Source organism: Devosia lucknowensis (assembly GCF_900177655.1).
GTDB lineage: Bacteria > Pseudomonadota > Alphaproteobacteria > Rhizobiales > Devosiaceae > Devosia > Devosia lucknowensis.
The window spans coordinates 2303528-2319663 of the sequence record NZ_FXWK01000001.1 but is presented as its reverse complement, the minus strand read 5'-3'; the positions used below and the strand labels follow the sequence as shown (position 1 = coordinate 2319663).

General features: G+C 64.6%; 17 protein-coding genes. 5 read left to right on the top strand and 12 right to left on the bottom strand.

Annotated elements, in window-relative coordinates; genetic code table 11:
- Positions 1-13 precede the first annotated feature (13 nt).
- Entirely contained in the window at positions 14-361 is a 348-nt protein-coding gene (locus CCK88_RS11425) for a DUF6476 family protein (RefSeq protein ID WP_086470543.1), read from the bottom strand.
- Here CCK88_RS11425 and CCK88_RS11420 point away from each other — a divergent pair.
- A complete protein-coding gene (locus CCK88_RS11420; protein WP_086470542.1) occupies positions 360-1391 on the top strand; it encodes an RluA family pseudouridine synthase in 1032 nt (343 codons plus the stop codon). The genes CCK88_RS11425 and CCK88_RS11420 overlap by 2 nt on opposite strands.
- On the opposite strand, the gene CCK88_RS11415 is transcribed toward CCK88_RS11420, so the two are convergent.
- The gene (locus tag CCK88_RS11415; RefSeq protein WP_086470926.1) at positions 1378-2466 is read right to left on the bottom strand and encodes a zinc-binding metallopeptidase family protein; all 1089 of its coding nucleotides are present in this window, start codon (positions 2464-2466) and stop codon (positions 1378-1380) included. The two genes, CCK88_RS11420 and CCK88_RS11415, sit on opposite strands and share 14 nt — an antisense overlap.
- 108 nt (positions 2467-2574) lie before the next feature.
- On the opposite strand from CCK88_RS11415, the gene CCK88_RS11410 reads away from it, so the two are divergent.
- A complete protein-coding gene (locus tag CCK88_RS11410; protein ID WP_086470541.1) occupies positions 2575-2769 on the top strand; it encodes a DUF2934 domain-containing protein in 195 nt (64 codons plus the stop codon).
- Between the two features lie 60 nt (positions 2770-2829).
- On the opposite strand, the gene CCK88_RS11405 is transcribed toward CCK88_RS11410, so the two are convergent.
- Positions 2830-3198: a VOC family protein gene (locus CCK88_RS11405; RefSeq protein ID WP_210189925.1), complete on the bottom strand. Its 369-nt coding sequence runs from the start codon at positions 3196-3198 to the stop codon at positions 2830-2832.
- 141 nt (positions 3199-3339) lie between these two features.
- Here CCK88_RS11405 and CCK88_RS11400 point away from each other — a divergent pair, with 141 nt between their 5' ends.
- Positions 3340-3951, top strand: coding sequence for a LysE family translocator (locus tag CCK88_RS11400; protein ID WP_086470539.1), 612 nt, complete (start codon positions 3340-3342; stop codon positions 3949-3951).
- Positions 3952-3984: 33 nt separating this feature from the next.
- Here the strand turns inward: CCK88_RS11400 and flhA are convergent, their stop codons facing one another.
- The 6 genes from flhA to fliF form a co-directional block, all read right to left on the bottom strand.
- Positions 3985-6105: a flagellar biosynthesis protein FlhA gene (gene flhA, locus CCK88_RS11395; protein ID WP_086470538.1), complete on the bottom strand. Its 2121-nt coding sequence runs from the start codon at positions 6103-6105 to the stop codon at positions 3985-3987.
- Between the two features lie 172 nt (positions 6106-6277).
- Entirely contained in the window at positions 6278-7645 is a 1368-nt protein-coding gene (flbD, locus tag CCK88_RS11390; RefSeq protein WP_086470537.1) for a sigma-54-dependent transcriptional regulator FlbD, read from the bottom strand.
- A 14-nt stretch (positions 7646-7659) separates the two neighbouring features.
- A complete protein-coding gene (gene fliN / locus CCK88_RS11385) occupies positions 7660-7950 on the bottom strand; it encodes a flagellar motor switch protein FliN (protein WP_244557516.1) in 291 nt (96 codons plus the stop codon).
- Between the two features lie 50 nt (positions 7951-8000).
- Positions 8001-8657, bottom strand: coding sequence for a FliH/SctL family protein (locus tag CCK88_RS11380; protein WP_086470535.1), 657 nt, complete (start codon positions 8655-8657; stop codon positions 8001-8003).
- A gap of 4 nt (positions 8658-8661) precedes the next feature.
- The gene (gene fliG, locus CCK88_RS11375; RefSeq protein ID WP_086470925.1) at positions 8662-9693 is read right to left on the bottom strand and encodes a flagellar motor switch protein FliG; all 1032 of its coding nucleotides are present in this window, start codon (positions 9691-9693) and stop codon (positions 8662-8664) included.
- 62 nt (positions 9694-9755) lie between these two features.
- The gene (gene fliF / locus CCK88_RS11370; protein ID WP_086470534.1) at positions 9756-11387 is read right to left on the bottom strand and encodes a flagellar basal-body MS-ring/collar protein FliF; all 1632 of its coding nucleotides are present in this window, start codon (positions 11385-11387) and stop codon (positions 9756-9758) included.
- Positions 11388-11541: 154 nt separating this feature from the next.
- On the opposite strand from fliF, the gene CCK88_RS11365 reads away from it, so the two are divergent.
- Both CCK88_RS11365 and CCK88_RS11360 read left to right on the top strand, forming a co-directional pair.
- Entirely contained in the window at positions 11542-12162 is a 621-nt protein-coding gene (locus CCK88_RS11365; RefSeq protein ID WP_210189923.1) for a glutathione S-transferase family protein, read from the top strand.
- Between the two features lies 1 nt (position 12163).
- Complete coding sequence (locus CCK88_RS11360) at positions 12164-12697, top strand: hypothetical protein (RefSeq protein WP_086470532.1); 534 nt, start codon at positions 12164-12166, stop codon at positions 12695-12697.
- Positions 12698-12979: 282 nt separating this feature from the next.
- Here CCK88_RS11360 and sciP read toward each other — a convergent pair whose 3' ends face one another.
- The 3 genes from sciP to CCK88_RS11345 form a co-directional block, all read right to left on the bottom strand.
- Positions 12980-13258 carry a CtrA inhibitor SciP gene (gene sciP, locus CCK88_RS11355; protein WP_035085775.1) on the bottom strand — a complete coding sequence of 93 codons (279 nt, stop codon included), beginning with the start codon at positions 13256-13258 and terminating at the stop codon, positions 12980-12982.
- 372 nt (positions 13259-13630) lie between these two features.
- Positions 13631-14338: a flagellar hook assembly protein FlgD gene (locus tag CCK88_RS11350; RefSeq protein ID WP_086470531.1), complete on the bottom strand. Its 708-nt coding sequence runs from the start codon at positions 14336-14338 to the stop codon at positions 13631-13633.
- Positions 14339-14350: 12 nt separating this feature from the next.
- Entirely contained in the window at positions 14351-15997 is a 1647-nt protein-coding gene (locus CCK88_RS11345) for a flagellar hook-length control protein FliK (protein WP_086470530.1), read from the bottom strand.
- Positions 15998-16136: the final 139 nt, after the last annotated feature.

The following is a 16136-nucleotide window of genomic DNA, read 5'->3' as shown; positions in this document are numbered from 1 at the left end:
GCCGACGAAACACCTAATCCGTGCCGATGGTGACACTGCGCACCAGTTCACCGGTGCCGGCATCGTAGATGTTGAGCATGGTGGCGCCGCCGGCCGAGAAGGTCACCTGGATGGTGCCGTCGGTGTTGAGCGCGGAAAGAATCTCGGCGCCTTCGGGAACCGCAACCTCGGCCGCGATGGCTGGCGGCGGGCTATCGCGCATCACGCGATAGACAAGCGCAACACCAATCGCCATAAAGCCCAGCAACAGTATGCCCATGGATACCGCGAACGAGCGGCGGGCTTTTCCCAGCATAGCCAGGGCTTCGGGCGTCAGTTCGGTGTCGGCCGCGCCGGGCTTGTTTGGTTCAGGATTGCTCATGGCTGACGATACCGATTTCGAGTTTGAGGGCGAACCCGTCGAGGTTGTGGTGGATGCCGCCATGGCCGGCGGCCGGCTCGATGCGATGTTGGCAAAGGCGCATGACGCGCTAAGCCGCAGCCGTATCAAGGATCTGATCCTGTCGGGCGCCGTCGCGGTGGACGGCAAGACAGTTGCCGAACCCAAATACCGGCTCAGGGACGGGGAGACAATCGTCCTTCTTGCCCCACCCCCCGATGACCCCGAACCGCAACCCGAGGACATTCCGCTCGACATTCTCTACGAGGACGAGCACCTGATCGTCATCAACAAGCCGGTCGGCATGGTCGTCCATCCGGCGCCGGGTTCGCCTTCGGGCACGCTGGTCAATGCGCTGATCTTCCACTGCGGGGACAGCCTCAAGGGCATTGGCGGCGTCAAGCGGCCGGGCATCGTGCACCGGCTCGACAAGGATACGTCGGGTGTCATGGTCGCGGCCAAGACCGAGAAGGCGCACAAGCATCTGTCCGAACAGTTTGCCGATCACGGCCGTACGGGCCCCCTCCATCGTGCCTATATCGCCTATGCCTGGGGGTCGACCCAGTCGGGCATGGGCACGGTGGATGCGCCGCTCGGCCGCGATCCGGGCAACAGGCTCAAGCAGGCAGTGCTCAAGAGCGGCCGCGAGGCGATCACCCACTATGCGGTGGAAGCGCGTTATGGCGAGCCGGGCTGGGACATCACCCGGATCCAGTGCCAGCTCGAAACCGGACGGACTCACCAGATCCGCGTGCACATGGCCCATATCGGCCACCCGCTGGTCTCCGACCTGCTCTACGCGCCGGGCTTTGCCACCAAGATCAACAAGCTCCCCGAAACCGTCGCCGCGGCGGTGCAGGCCCTGGGCCGCCAGGCCCTCCATGCCGCCGAGCTGGGCTTTGAACATCCGGCCACGGGCGAGGAAATGATGTTCGAGGCCGAGCTCCCCGACGACCTGCAGGCGCTCGACGATGCGCTGGCACCCTATGACCAGGTGGTCAGGCGCGGCTGAGACGCTTCAACTGCTCCAGCGCGGGCGCCTGGTGCACCAGCGCGTTGATGAAGGCCAGCTTGTCCATGACGGGCGGGGTCAGAACGAACGGATAGGCATCGGCCTGGCCCACGGCGCGGTTGAGGTTGTTGAGCAGCGACGTCAGCGGGATCCAGTGCTCGATGATCGTCGCCATGTCGGGTTCGAGATAGGGGTCGAAGGTCACGGGAGGAATGGCGAGCGCGTCGTCGCCGGTGCGGGGGCGAGCGCGAAGGCCGAAGGCTGCCGCCATTTCCACGGTGTCGATGATATGCAGCAGGTGCGCGAACGTCTCGGCGAAATCCTCCCAGGGATGCGCCGTGGCATAGGCGCTGATGTGGAATTGCGGCCAGTCGGGCGCTGCACCCTGGGCGTAGTAGGTCTGTAGCGCCTGTCCATAGTCGGTGCGCTCGTCGCCAAAGAGCCGGCGGAACTGCTCTTCGGCCGGCTGCGCCCGCACCAGCAGGTCCCAGTAGTGGTGGCCAATCTCGTGGCGAAAATGTCCGAGCAGCGTGCGGTAGGGTTCGTTGAAGCTCGTGCGCCGGTATTCGCGCTCGGCGTCGTCGGCTTCGCTCAGCGCAATGGTGATGATGCCGGTGTCGTGTCCGGTCATGACGGGTTCGGGGGCGGCGCTTTCGGCCAGGAAACGGAAGGCCAGGCCGTGCTGGGGATCTTCGCTGCGCGTCTCCAGCGGCAGGCCGAGGCGGATCAGCGAATAGACGAGCCGCTTCTTGGCGCGTTCGATGGTCTGCCAGCGCAGCAGGTTGCGCGGATCGCCGATGGGCGGAATGGTGTCGTTGTGGCGGCACGCCGCGCAATAGATGGCGCCGCCGGGCGCGGCCGGGATCAGCCAGTTGCAGGCGCCGTGCGCGGCGTTGGCGCAATAGACGAAGGCGTGATCGGGCAGGGCGGGACTGACCCACACCCCATCTTTGGCCTCGAGCGAGAGCAGGGTGCCGTGATCGGGGGAATAGCCCAGCGCGTGGCCGCAGCGCTCGCACACCGCGTTCTCGAAATAAAGGGTGTTGCCGCAATGGGAGCAGGAAAACAGTCGCATGACGAAAGACCTCGTGGTCTTCCCTTCAATGCGGCCGGTTACATTGGCGTTCCGGAGCAACCCGAAAGCCCGGCTGGCGTTGCACAGATATTGCAGGAGGAGGATGCCATGCACACCGTCGACGAGGACAAGATCCGCGACCGCGCCTACCAGCTTTGGGACCAGGCCGGACGGCCTGAAGGGCGCGAACAGGAATTCTGGTACGATGCCCAGCGCGAGCTGGCCGAAGAAGAGGATGTCGATACTTCGGCCGAGGCGGCGGCGCTCGATCTGCCGCCCTTGGTGCCGGGCCGTCTCAGCTGATTTCGCGCTGAAGACTGCCGTAGGCGCGCTGCCTCCGCAGCGCGCTCTTTTGTGTCAAGGTCATGCCTGGCGCGTCGACAGCCACCAGGTCGTGCCCGAGGCGTCCATGATGCCGCCGCGAAGGTCGGGGTCGTCCTTGCGCACTGGCTCCTGCACAACCTTGCCGCCGGCGCTCCTGGCGCGTTCGAAGCTCTCCATTACATCAGGCACATAGACGTGCACATGGGCGACAGCATTGCTGCCCTTCCATTCGCCCAGCATCAGGATCGTATCGTCGATCCACACTTCGGCATGGGCCACACTGCCGTCATTGCGGTGCACGGCATGCGGCTCGGCGTCGAACACCGCCTTGATGAAATCCAGCAGGGCCTGGGCGTCGTCGACGATCAGGTAGGGTGATAGGCTCGTATAACCGTCCGGCTTGTACATGCTGTCCTCCTCCATTGCCCTTTCACAATGCGTGGGGTCTCAGGTGAGTTCAACGCCTTGGGATAACGGGTCGACGGCGGCACGGGCTCTGGCGAAGTCGGGCGCAAACCGCCATTATGTCGTCCTGACCAGGAGGCCGTCGTGAGCTGGGAATTTTTCGTCACCACCCTTGTTGTCGTCGTGTCCCCCGGAGCCGGCGCGCTCTACACGGTCGCGGCCGGTCTCGGGCGCGGCAGCAAGGCCAGCCTCTGGGCGGCCTTCTTCTGCACCCTGGGCATTGTCCCGCACATGATCGCTGCGATTACCGGTCTTGCCGCCGTGCTGCATGCCAGCGCTCTGGCCTTCGAAATCATCAAGTATTTCGGCGTGGCCTACCTTCTCTACATGGCCTGGGCCACGCTGCGGGATACTGGTGCGCTGGCGGTCGAGGCGCAGCAGGAGCGCAAGTCGTTGCGCGCCATGGCCACCGAGGTGGTGCTGATGAACCTCCTCAATCCGAAGCTGTCGATCTTCTTCTTCGCCTTCCTGCCGCAGTTCGTTCCGGCAAGCTCTCCCGATGCACTGCCGCGCATGCTCGAGCTCAGCGGCGTGTTCATGGCCATGACCTTCGTGGTGTTCGCGTTCTATGGTCTTTTCGCTGCCGCCATCCGCGGGCAGGTGACCTCACGCCCCGAGATCATGACCTGGATGCGCCGAACCTTTGCCGCCGCATTCGTTGCCCTCGGCGCCAAGCTGGCCCTCACGCAGCAATAACCACACGCGGTCAGCGCGCGGGCCGCCGACGCATCAGATGCTGCCGACGGTCTTGAGGCGGACGCGCGGGTGCACTTCGTTCTGGCTCATGACCACGGTCTGGGGGCGGAAGCGCTCGATGATCGAACGCACATGCGGGCGGATCGAGGGCGAGGTAATCAGCACGGGCAATTCGCCCTGCTGGGCAGCGCGCTCGAAACCGGACTGCACCGCGCCGATGAATTGCTGCAGCTTGCTCGGCGCCATGGCGAGATGGCGGTTTTCGCCGTCGCCAGCCATGGACTCGGCGAAGTCGCGCTCCCATTGCGGGGACAGGGTCAGCAGCGGCAGGTTGCCGTCCGGTCCGACATTGGCGGCGCAGATCTGGCGCGCCAGCCGCGAGCGGACGTGCTCGGTGATGGTCGCCACCGAGCGGCCACTGCCGGCGATTTCAGCCACTGCTTCCAGGATCGAGGACAGATCGCGGATCGAGATGCGTTCCGTCAGCAGCGACTGCAGCACCCGCTGCAGGCCCGAAACCGTGATCTGGCTCGGCACCAGGTCTTCCACCAGCTTCTGCTGGTCCTTGGGCAGGCCCGAGAGCAGCGACTGCACGTTGGCATAGCTGAGGAGGTCGGCGACGTTGGCCTTGAGCACTTCGGTCAGGTGCGTGGAAATGACCGTCGACGGATCGATGATGGAGAGGCCGCGCAATTCGGCTTCGTCGCGCAGCGCCGGCTCGATCCAGGTTGCGGGCAGGCCGAAGGTCGGCTCGGTGGTGTGGTTGCCTGGCAGATCGATGGGGTTGCCATAGGGGTCCATGACCATCAGCTGGTTGGCGTAGATCTGGCCCGATCCGGCTTCGACTTCCTTGATGCGAACCTTGTAGTCGTTCGGCTCGAGCTGCATGTTGTCGAGGATGCGCACGGGCGGCATGACGAAGCCCAGTTCCAGCGCCAACTGGCGGCGCAGCGCCTTGATCTGTTCGGTCAGGCGGTCCTGGCCGTTGGCATCTTCCTTGACGAGGCTCAACAGCCCATAGCCCAGTTCGAGCTTGAGGTCGTCGATCTTGAGGCTGTCGGTGATCGGGGGCTCGCTGGCCTGCGGCGGCGGCGCGGCCTTGGCCACCTCGACCGCCTTTTCCTCGACTTCCCGAACCGCCTTGGTCTGGCTTGCCCGCCAGGCGACATAACCGACGCCACCGGCCAGCGCCATGAAGGGAATGAAGGGCATGCCCGGCAGGAAGGCGAGGGCGCCCATGACGGCGGCCGACATGCCGAGGGCCCGCGGATAGCCGGTGAACTGGCGCGTGAGGGCCTTGTCGGCAGCGCCGGCAACGCCGGACTTCGACACGAGGATACCGGCAGCGGTCGAGACGATCAGCGCCGGAATCTGCGAGACGAGGCCGTCGCCGATGGTCAGCAGCGTGTAGACATTGCCCGCTTCCTGGAAGCTCAGGCCCTGCTGCATGATGCCGATCAGCATGCCGGCGGAAATGTTGATGAAGGTGATGATCAGGCCGGCAATGGCATCGCCGCGCACAAACTTGCTGGCACCGTCCATGTTACCGAAGAAGGCGCTCTCGCCTTCCAGTTCGGCGCGACGCTTCTTGGCCGTGTCCTCGTCGATCAGGCCCGCCGAGAGGTCGGCGTCGATGGCCATCTGCTTGCCGGGCATGGCGTCGAGGCTGAAGCGCGCCGCGACTTCGGCGATACGGCCCGAGCCCTTGGTAATGACGATGAAGTTCACGATCACGAGGATGATGAAGATCACCGTCCCGATGATGAAATTGCCGCGGGTAATGAAATTGCCGAAGGCTTCGATGACGTGGCCGGCGGCGCTGTGGCCGTTGTGGCCTTCGCTGAGGATCAGGCGCGTGGTGGCGAGGTTGAGGCCCAGCCGCAGCATGGTGGCGATCAGCAGAACCGTCGGGAAGGAAGAGAATTCCAGCGGCTTCTGGATGAACAGCGAGGTCATGAGGATCATGACCGAGAACACGATCGAGATGGCCAGCAGCACGTCTACCAGCAGCGGCGGCATGGGGACGATCAGGATGACGATCAGCCCCATCACGCCCGCGGCGAGAGCGATGTCACCCGAGCGCAGGGTATCCAGCACCGTCTTCACGGACGGCGGCTTGAAGCCCGGTCTACCGCTGGTTGGGATATCGGTCATTGATAGAACCTTGTGGTCGCGACGATAGCCCCCTCACCGTCTCGGCTGCGCCGAGCCACCTCTCCCCGAGAGGGAGAGGAACAAGAGGCGCGCTCGGGGCCATTCTTCTCCCACTCGGGGAGAAGGTGGCGCGCAGCGCCGGATGAGGGGGTGGTTGCCACGACCATCAAGCTCAAGCCGCCCCGCGCTTTTCGCCCGGTTCAGGCACATGGACGCCCTCGTCGGAATACTGGTTGAGCTTGTTGCGCAGCGTGCGGATCGAGATGCCCAGGATATTGGCGGCGTGGGTGCGGTTGCCCAGCGTGTGATCGAGCGTGTCGAGGATCAGGTCGCGCTCGACATCAGCCACGGTGCGGCCGACGAGGGCGCGGTTCATGGCCTCGGCAGTCTGGGCGAGCTGGGCAGCCGGAGAGGCGGCTCGCGCCGCTTCGGCGAGGCCCATGCCGTCGGGCAGCACGATGGCGTCCGGGCCGATCACGTCGCCCGAGGACAGCAGTACTGCGCGGTGCAGCGTGTTTTCCAGTTCGCGCACGTTACCCGGCCAGGGCGCCTTTATGAGGGCATCGCGGGCTTCAGCCGAAAGGCTGCGCGGCGGCAGGCCATTGGCCTTGGCGTATTTGGCGACGAAGTGCTCGGAAAGCGCGACGATGTCGCCGGGCCGGTCGCGCAGCGCGGGCAGGCGCAGATTGACGACGTTCAGGCGGAACAGCAGGTCCTCGCGGAAGCTGCCTTCGCGCACGGCTTCGGTCAGGTTGCGGTTGGACGTGGCGAGAATGCGGATATCGACGGCCACGGGCTTGGTGCCGCCGACGCGGTCGATGACGCGCTCCTGGATGGCGCGCAGAAGCTTGGCCTGCAGGCGGACGTCCATTTCCGAGATTTCGTCGAGCAGCAGCGTGCCGCCCGAGGCTTCCTCGAACTTGCCGATGCGGCGGGCGATGGCGCCGGTGAAGGCGCCCTTTTCGTGGCCGAAGAGCTCGCTTTCGAGCAGCGCCTCGGGAATGGCGGCGCAGTTGACGGAGATGAAGGGCTTTTGCGCGCGCTTGCTGCGTGCATGCACGTATTTGGCAATGACTTCCTTGCCGGTGCCGCTTTCGCCGGTGATGAGGATCGAGGCCTCGGAGCCGGCAACCTGCTCGGCCATCCTGACCACGCGTTCCATGGCCGGATCGCGATAAAGGAAGTCCGAGCTTTCCCGCGCAACGGCGGCGATGACGGCGGCGATCAGCTCGGCGTCGGGGGGCAGGGGGATGTATTCCTTGGCGCCGGCGCGGATGGCGTTGACGGCGGCGGCCGCGTTGGTTTCGACGCCGCAGGCGACCACGGGAATGGCGATGCGCTCGGCTTCGAGCCCGGCGATCAGGCCGGCAATGTCCATCATGACGTCGACCAGCAGCAGGTCCGCGCCCTTGCCGGCACGCAGGGCGGCCAGGGCGATCTCGATGGACGGCGCGTGGGCGACCTTGGCGCCGCCATCCATGGCCATCTTGGTCGCGGTGGAGAGCTGGCCCTCGAGGGCCCCGATGATGAGCAGGCGCATGGTCTCGGGCTCCCTTACTGCGGCTTGATGATTTCGGTCATGGTGACGCCGAGGCGGTCTTCCACCAGCACGATTTCACCACGGGCGACCAGGCGGTCGTTGATGAAGATCTCGACGGCTTCGCCCACCTGGCGGTCGAGTTCGATCACCGTGCCGGTGTCGAGCTTCAGGAGGCTCGATACCGGCATCTTGGTGCGACCGAGCACCACCGAGACACGCACCGGCACGTCGAACACGGCTTCGAGATCGGAGGCGCTGCGCTCGATATAGCCTTCGCCGCGGGTATCGCGCTCGGGGGCGGTCATTTCGTCGAGGCTGAGGCCTTCGGATGCAGTGATGTCGTCCTGAGGATCGGTCATGAACCGTTCTCCTTGTGCTGACCGCGCGTGCGCGCAGCAAGATAGGTGGCAATCTGGCGGTCGATCTGGCGCGAGGTCTCGGCGATGTCGCGCACGAGGCCGCCATCGACCCATTCAAGCCGGCCGTCGCCGATGCGGATGTCGGGATCGCCCATCACCACCAGCCGGCCGGCAAAGCCTGCATGGGACATCTGGGCGGTGGCCATGTCGCGGATGGCGTCGGCCAGGTCGGGGTGGCAGCGGATGACCAGGTGCGGCACGCCCGAAAGGCTGGGCAGGCATTCGGCCACCAGGGCTTCGAGTTCGGCCAGCGGAAAGCGCGCGACCAGGTGCAGCGACAGCTTGCGGCCGACGCTGAGCGCCAGTTCGACGGCGTCCTGGTGGTGGCCATTGCGCGCCTCGTCGAGCGCCGCCGCCATTTTGGCCGACTGGGTGGCGAGGCTTCCCGCTGCAGCGGCGATGGTCTGGGCGGCCATCGAGGCGGCGTTCTGTTCGCCGGCGCGCATGCCCTCGGCATAGGCTTCCTCGCGCGCATTGGCGATGAGCTGGGCCACCACGTCCTCGGGGATGGAGGGTGCGGGAGGCGGCGCGGCGCGGCGGCTGGCGCGGGGCTGAAGATCGAGATCGAAGGTGAAGCGTGCGGGGCTGGCCATGGCGTCACGCAATCATCTGGTCGTCGGATTTGGACTTCATGATCAGGATTTCGCCCTTGGCGGCGAGATCCTTGGCCGTGGCGACCATGCGGGTCTGGGCCTCGTCGACGTCCTTGAGACGCACCGGCCCCATGCCCGCCATGTCGTCCTGCAGCAGCTTGGCGGCACGGCTCGACATATTGGAGAAGAAGCTTTCCTTGACCTGTTCGTTGGCGCCCTTGAGCGCCAGCGCCAAGTCGCGCTTGTCGAGCTTGGAAAGCAGCGTCTGAATGGCCGACATGTCGAGCTTGGCCAGGTCCTCGAAGGTGAACATGAGCTGCTTGATGCGCTCGGCGTCGTCGCGGTTGACCTCTTCGAGATTAGTGATGAACCGCGCCTCGGTCTGGCGATCGAAGGCGTTGAAGATTTCGGCCATCTGCTCGTGGCTGTCGCGGCGCTTGGTGTGGTTGAGCGTCGACATGAATTCGGTCCTGAGGGTCATCTCGATCTTTTCGAGGATTTCCTTCTGCACCGGGTCGAGCCCGAGCATGCGGGCGACCACGTCCATGGCCAGTTCCTCGGGCAGCACGGCGAGCACCTTGGACGCGTGCTCAGTGGCGATCTTGGAAAGGACCACGGCGATGGTCTGGGGGTATTCGTTCTTGAGGTAGGCGGCCAGCACGTCGGCCTGCACGTTGGAGAGCTTCTCCCACATGTTGCGGCCGGCCGGGCCGCGGATTTCTTCCATGATGGCGTCGACCTTGTCCTGGCTGAGAAAGCTCAGCAGCAGGCGTTCGGTCGTGTCGGTATTGCCCGAGAGCGAGCCGTTGGACGAAATCGTCGTGACGAATTCGATCATCAGGTCGTCGAGCATTTCCTGGGTAATGGGCCCGAGGCGCACCATGGCGCGCGAGAGCTGCTTGACCTCGAGCTCGTCGAGTTCGTCGAAGATCGGCTTGCCGTAATCGGGTCCGAGGGCCAGCAGCAGCGCCGCGGCTTTTTCGTCGCCTTTGAGCAGGCGCTGTTCGCCGCCCACCTGCAGCTGCGCGCCGGCCATCGGCATGGGGGTGGAGGCGGCGATGGCTTCTGGGCTGGATTGTGAAACGAGTGCCATCGATCTTACGCCGCGTTACCGAGCCAGTCGCGCACGATCAGCGCGGCCTGCTTTGGATTTTCCTCGACCAGCGTCCCGACCGTCTTGAGGGTCTGGAGCTGGGTTTCGCCCATGGACTTGGCATTGGCCACCCATGCCGGGGTCTTGTCGCGCGGTGGCGCCTCAGGTTCGGCAATCACCTGGCCGTCGGCCCCGAGCACGCCATGATGGCCGACCTCGGCCGCCACGGGCAGCGCCAGCGGCTGGGTTTCGGGTGTCAGTGCCTTCTTGAGCAGCGGGCGCATGATGAAGAACACGAGGGCCAGCGCGATCAGCAGCGTCACCGCCATTTCGGCGCCGTTCATGATGTCGTCGCGGGTGAAGTCCAGAAGGCCGCCGTTTGCTTCTGTCCCGAGCGGAGCAAGGTCGGGACGCTCGGCGAACTGCATGTTGACGACTTCGACGCTGTCGCCGCGTTCAGCCGAGAAGCCGACGGCGGAGCGCACGAGGGTCTGGATCTGGGCAATCTCGTCGGCGGTGCGCGGGGTATAGGTCAGGTTGCCGGCGCCGTCGTCGGCATAGGTGCCATCGACCACCACGGCCACCGACAGGCGCTTGACGGCGCCGGCCTCGGTCACGTTGGTCTGGGTGGTCTTGGAAATCTCGTAGTTGACGATTTCCTCGCTCGACTTGCCTTGGTCGGTGACGCCTGCGGCGCCGTTGTTCTGGCTGGCGCCCGGCAATTCGTTGGCAACCGTCACCTGGCCATTGTTGCCGCCGGTGAGGTTTTCGGTTTCCCGCGTCTGTGTCGAGCGCACGACCTGCGATTCCGGGTCGAAGCTTTCCTGGGTGGTTGTCGAGCGATTGAAGTCGAGCTCGGCCGACACCTCGACGCGGGCACGGCCACCGCCGACGACATTGGCCAGCATGTCCTCGACGCGGGTCCGCAGACGGTTTTCGAAGCCCAGCGTGCGCTCGTCGTTCTGTGCGGTCACGATGCCGTCGGCATCGTCGCCTGCGCCCGAAGCCAGGAGGTTGCCCTGGTCGTCGACGATGGACACGCGGCTCGGAGCGAGACCTTCGATGGCCGACGCGACAAGATGCTGGATGGCCCGGATTTCGCCCGCCGACAGTTCGCCGCGGGTGGTGAGGACGATCGAGGCCGACGGGTCCTTGCGCTCGCGGCGGAACAGTTCGCGTTCGGGCAGCACCAGATGCACGCGCGCGCCGGTGATTCGATTGAGCGAACCGATAGTACGGGCCAGCTCGCCTTCGAGGGCGCGGACGTTGTTGATGTTCTGGACAAAGCTCGTGGCGCCCAGCGTCGACTGCTGGTCGAAGATCTCGTAGCCGACCTGGCCGCGGCTGGGCAGGCCTTCGCCGGCCAGCGACATGCGGGTGGTGGTGATCTGGTCGCGCGGGATCAGAATCGTGTCGCCTTCGCCGCGCAATTCGTAGGGGATGTTAAGCGTTTGCAGCTCGGTTACGATCGCCGACGAGTCTTCCAGGCTCAGCCCGGAATAGAGCGGCGCCAGGTTGGGGGTTTGCGAGCGCATGATCAGGAAGGCGAAAAAGCCCAGCATCAACACGGCCACGATGACCATGGCGGCGATGCGGGGCAGGCCGATCCGGTTGATGAGTTTGGTTAGACTGTCCACGCCGCCACTCTGGTCTACATGCTGCGGTCGCTGGTGCCCCCAGAACCGATGGGCAAAAATTACCTACCGGATGGTAAACAATGTATTAACCGGCTGTCGCAGCTTGCGAATTTAGGCAAGAACTGCCGGGTTCAGTTAACAAGGGATGAATGGCATGCGCGTGCTTGGCCGGGTGACGTCGATCAATGTCCGAAAGGTGCTCTGGGCCCTGGAAGAAATGGGTCTCGCCTATGAGCGGGAGGACTGGGGCCTGCCCCTGGCCGATCCCAACGTGCCCGAATTTCTGGCGCGTAATCCCAACGGGCAGGTGCCCGTGCTGATCGATGGCGATTTTTCCATGTGGGAAAGCAATGCCATCCTCGTGTACCTCGCCGAAAAGGACGTCAGCGGTGCGCTCTTGCCGACCGATCTCCGGTCCCGTGGCCATGTGCTGCAATGGCTGGGCTGGCAGGCGACCGAGCTCAATCCACCCTGGGGCTACGCTGTGAACGCCCTGTTGCGCCGCAACCCTGACTATTCCGACCATGCGCAGATCGATGCCAGTGTGGCGCGCTGGACGGGGAAGATGGGCATTCTGGAAGCCGCGCTGGCCAAGGGCGAAGGCTTCATCGTCGGTGCGGATTTCACCATAGCCGATATCGCGCTGGGTCTTTCATGCCATCGCTGGTTCATGACGCCCTTCGACAAGCCGGTCATGCCCGCTACGGAGGATTACTATCAGCGCCTGCGCGGACGCCCGGCAGGTGCGCGCTGGATGGGCCAGGAGACGCCATAGCATGGATATTGCCGCAAAAACGCATTGGGACGGATACGACATGGGGCACTTGACCCTCCACGTCGATCTGTTCGACGCTGAGCTGCCCTTCACGCTCTTTCCCGCAGACCGCGCAGGTCCTGTGGTTACCGAAAAAATGGAAGCCACTGTCCGCGACGTGCTCGCCTTGCCACGCAGCCACATCGAGCGGATCGCGTCCATGCTCTGGGACGAGGCGAACTTTGCCTTCCAGGTGGCAGACTACGGGGTCGAGGCCGAAGCGGGCGAAACGCCGCTTGAGGCACATCTGCGCGACTTCGGCATTGCAGGCCCCGATGATGCGCTCCGCAAGAGCGTGGTCCGCGGCGTCCAGGTCATGGACGAATTCGAGAGCCGGTTTGCCCAGATCAAGATCGAAAGCGCGGCCAACAATCTCATCGCCATCATCGTCAGGAACGGCAGGATCATCGACTGGGATGACGACGGCACGTATCTGGGCTGGTTCGAAGAGGACGAGCAGACGGCCGCGAAACGTCGTGCCAAAATCCTGGGCTGAAACTCTGCTGCATCACCCTCAAGCAGGAAGGTGGTCACCACGATTGTGCCCAAACCCCGATGTCACCCTGCCCTATAGGGGAGGGTAGTGAAGCTAGGCCGCCAGGCCGTAGCGAAACTTAGGAGGGGGCGCTTTGCACGACCATAAACAAAACCCGCCGGATGGCTCCAGCGGGTTTGGTTCATTCTACCGATGATCCGGCCCGGCTTCTCGCGAAGCTCGAAGCGTGATCCTCTCAAATCTGTCCACCGGACAGATTTGACCGCCAACGGCGGTCGAGGATCACCCTTCCCGGTAATGCTGGATCCAGGTGGTCCGCAGACCTGCCAAGCCGTGTTTGTCGATGGCGGCCTGCCAGTTCAGGAATTCGTCGACACTGAGCGTATACCGCTCACAGGCTTCTTCAAGGCTGAGCAGGCCACCGCGAACGGCAGCGACAACTTCGGCCTTGCGGCGGATAACCCACCGTCTCGTATTGGCAGGCGGAAGGTCCGCAATCGTGAGCGGGCTGCCGTCTGGACCAATTACGTACTTCACGCGAGGACGCATCTGTACGGTCATTTTACTCTCTACTCAAACCTGACCATATGAGCCTGAGAGTAGGGCAGTGAGCTTAAAATACCCCTAAGGGGAAACTTACAACAGGTTAAGAAACGCGAGCCGTTTCAATCAATTGTGCTGCAAAATGCAATCGGCGATTTCCCAGCCGAAACCGCGCGCACCCTCTCAACCATCCACGGTTCCGCCCTCGGGCTTCGACCCCGAGGGTCTGTCAGCGAACACATTGTTGCAGGTGGGCGCGTGTCGAGTAGCCCTCGGGTCAGGCCCGAGGGTGGAGCTATGTTTGGGACCTGTAACCTTAAGCACCACCGCCAGCACAAAATGTGCCGTTCTCCGGCTTCGACTTGAGGGCCGCTATGGGTGTGCCAGAGCTCAGCTGTCGGTTTCTTCCGGTGTCGGGGTGGGAGCAGGCGTCGACTGGGTTACCTGGCGGATGCTGGTGATATCGGACAGGGCGACCTTGTTCTTGCCGACGGTCAGCATCGGCTCCTTGCCGGAGAAATCGACGGCCGTGACCACGCCCACCGAAGAGGTCGACACCTTGACGGTATTGCCCGCCAGGTTCGTGCCCTTGATCTCGATGGTATAGATGCCATCGGGCTTCTTGGTGCCGTCGGTGCCCATGCCATCCCACAGGAAGTTGCCTGGACCGGCATTGAGCGAGCCATTCTCCGAGTAGACGATCTGGCCGGATGCGTTCTTGATGGTCACGGTCGCGTTGGCGACGTTGGCATCGGCATTGTAGGCCCAGTAGGCGCCGCCTTCCTTGAGTTCGGCGGTCTCGCCCGACGCGGTGACTTCCTTGCCGATATAGGACACGGCGTCCGAGCGGCCCGCATTCTGCGTATTGAGCAGCAGCGCTTCGAGGAAATCGTTGGTCTTGAGCTGCTGCTCGACGCCGGTGAACTGCACCAGCTGCTGGGTAAACTGGTTGGTGTCCAGCGGATCGAGCGGGTTCTGGTTGCGCAGCTGCGTCGTCAGGATCGACAGAAAGGTGTCGAAGTTCTGCGCGATCGTCGTGCGCGACGCTGCGTTCTTCGCACTGGCCGAGCTCGAGCCGGAAACGCCATCGATTGCCATGACACCTACTCCTTACGCGATGATGTTGACGCCGCTGGCCTGCAGCGCGCCACGATAGAGATTGACCATTGGCGGCTGCTCGCTCTCGGCTGCACCCGCACCATTGTCATTGGCCGACACGCCGCCATCGGCGCCGCCCTGGCCCTTGCCGTCACCCATCTGGCCCTGCTGGCCGGCGAATGGGTTCTGCTTGAGCGAAAATTCTAGATTGGTCTTGGAGCTGTCGAGCCCTGCCTGCTGCAGGGCACGCTCGAGACCGCGCTGGTCGCGCTGCATCAGGTCGAGCGTCTCGGCCTTCTCGACGGTCAGGCGTGCATGCACCTGGCCGGATTCGTTGATGTCGAGGCGCACGTCGATGCGGCCGAGTTCGGGCGGATCGAGGCGGATCTGGAAGCGCGTATTGCCGTCCTGGACCTGCCGGGCCAGTTCGAAGGCGATCTGCGGCAGGTTGAGCTGCTGCTGGCTGGTCTGGTAGCCGGCCTGGATGATGCGCGGATTGGCCGTCGCATCGATGCGTGCGCCAGCAGGTTGCTGCACGCTGGCATCGGCCGACGGCGCCGGCGTATTGGATGCGTCCATCGCGGCGGGCGCGGCATGGGCTGCGGTCCGCGTTTCGCGCGTCGCCGGTTCGGGACGGTCGCGGCCGCGATCGGATTGCTGTGCGTCGCTGCCGGTGCGGTCCTGCCCGGTATCGGCCTGGCGGTCCGGGGCAGGGGCGGACTGGACCGGCTCGGGAGCATCGGCTTGCTGGGCATCGCCGGCCTTGCCCGTCAGCACCGGTTCGCTCACCTTGAGCGTGGGCATGGCGAGGGTCGGCTCATCGGGCACCGCAGCGTTCTGGGCCGACAGGCCGGCGGCAAAGCGGCTGAGGGCGGCTTCGATGTCCGCATCGAGCGGCTGGCCCGGCGTCATGCCGAGAGCGGCCAGCTTTTCGGCGGAAACCTTGCCGTCTTCGAGGGCACCGAGCAGTGCGGCGAGCTTGTCGCCCAGTGCCTGCAGCTGCGTGCTGGTGGCCGACGCATCGATGCTGGCCTGGGCGTTGGTGGCCGGGGTCGCCGTCGCGAGCGACTGGGCCAGCGGCGACAGCAGCTGCGTCAGGGCACCGGCGAGACCCGTTTCATCGGCGCCGGTCGTCTGCAACAGCGCGGCGAAATCGTCGGGCACCGGCAGGTCGTCGAGCTCAAGGCCAAGTGCATCGGCAAGCGCGGTCAGCGCGCCTTCCACCTGTTCGAGCAATTCGGGATCAAGCGGTTCGCCCTTGTCGAGGCTGGCCTTGAGCGCGCCGAGGGCCTCGACGAAGTCGACCATGGGCTTGGGCTCGGCCGGGATGGCCGGCACAACCGGGCCGTCGATGGCTGCGGCCAGGGCGTCTGGGTCGGCGGTGTCGTCGTCCGAGGCGTCGCCGAAATTGCCGTCGAGGCCGAGGCGGAAAAGTCCGGCGAGGTCGAGATCGCCGGTTGCCTGGGTGCCGACTGTGCCGGGGACGGCAGGCGCGGTGGGTGCCGTGGACATGGCATTTCCGAGGAGTGCCGAGAACAGTCCCATCAGCCCGCCCGGTTCGGTCGTGGCGTTCTGGGCGCTGGGCTGCTGGCCGGCAAAAGCCCGGGCAGAAGCGCTGGCGCCGCCGGTACCGCTGATAACAGTCAGATGTGAAGCCACTTGGGCGCCCCTGAACAAACACTCATCCGGCATCAGCGATGCAAGAGCCTTGCCAGATCACGGCATTTTCGAAATCCCTGTTCTCATAAGCTCTTAGCTTGGTTCGCGAGCGGCCTTTGGCCCCGGCGTCGGGGCAGTC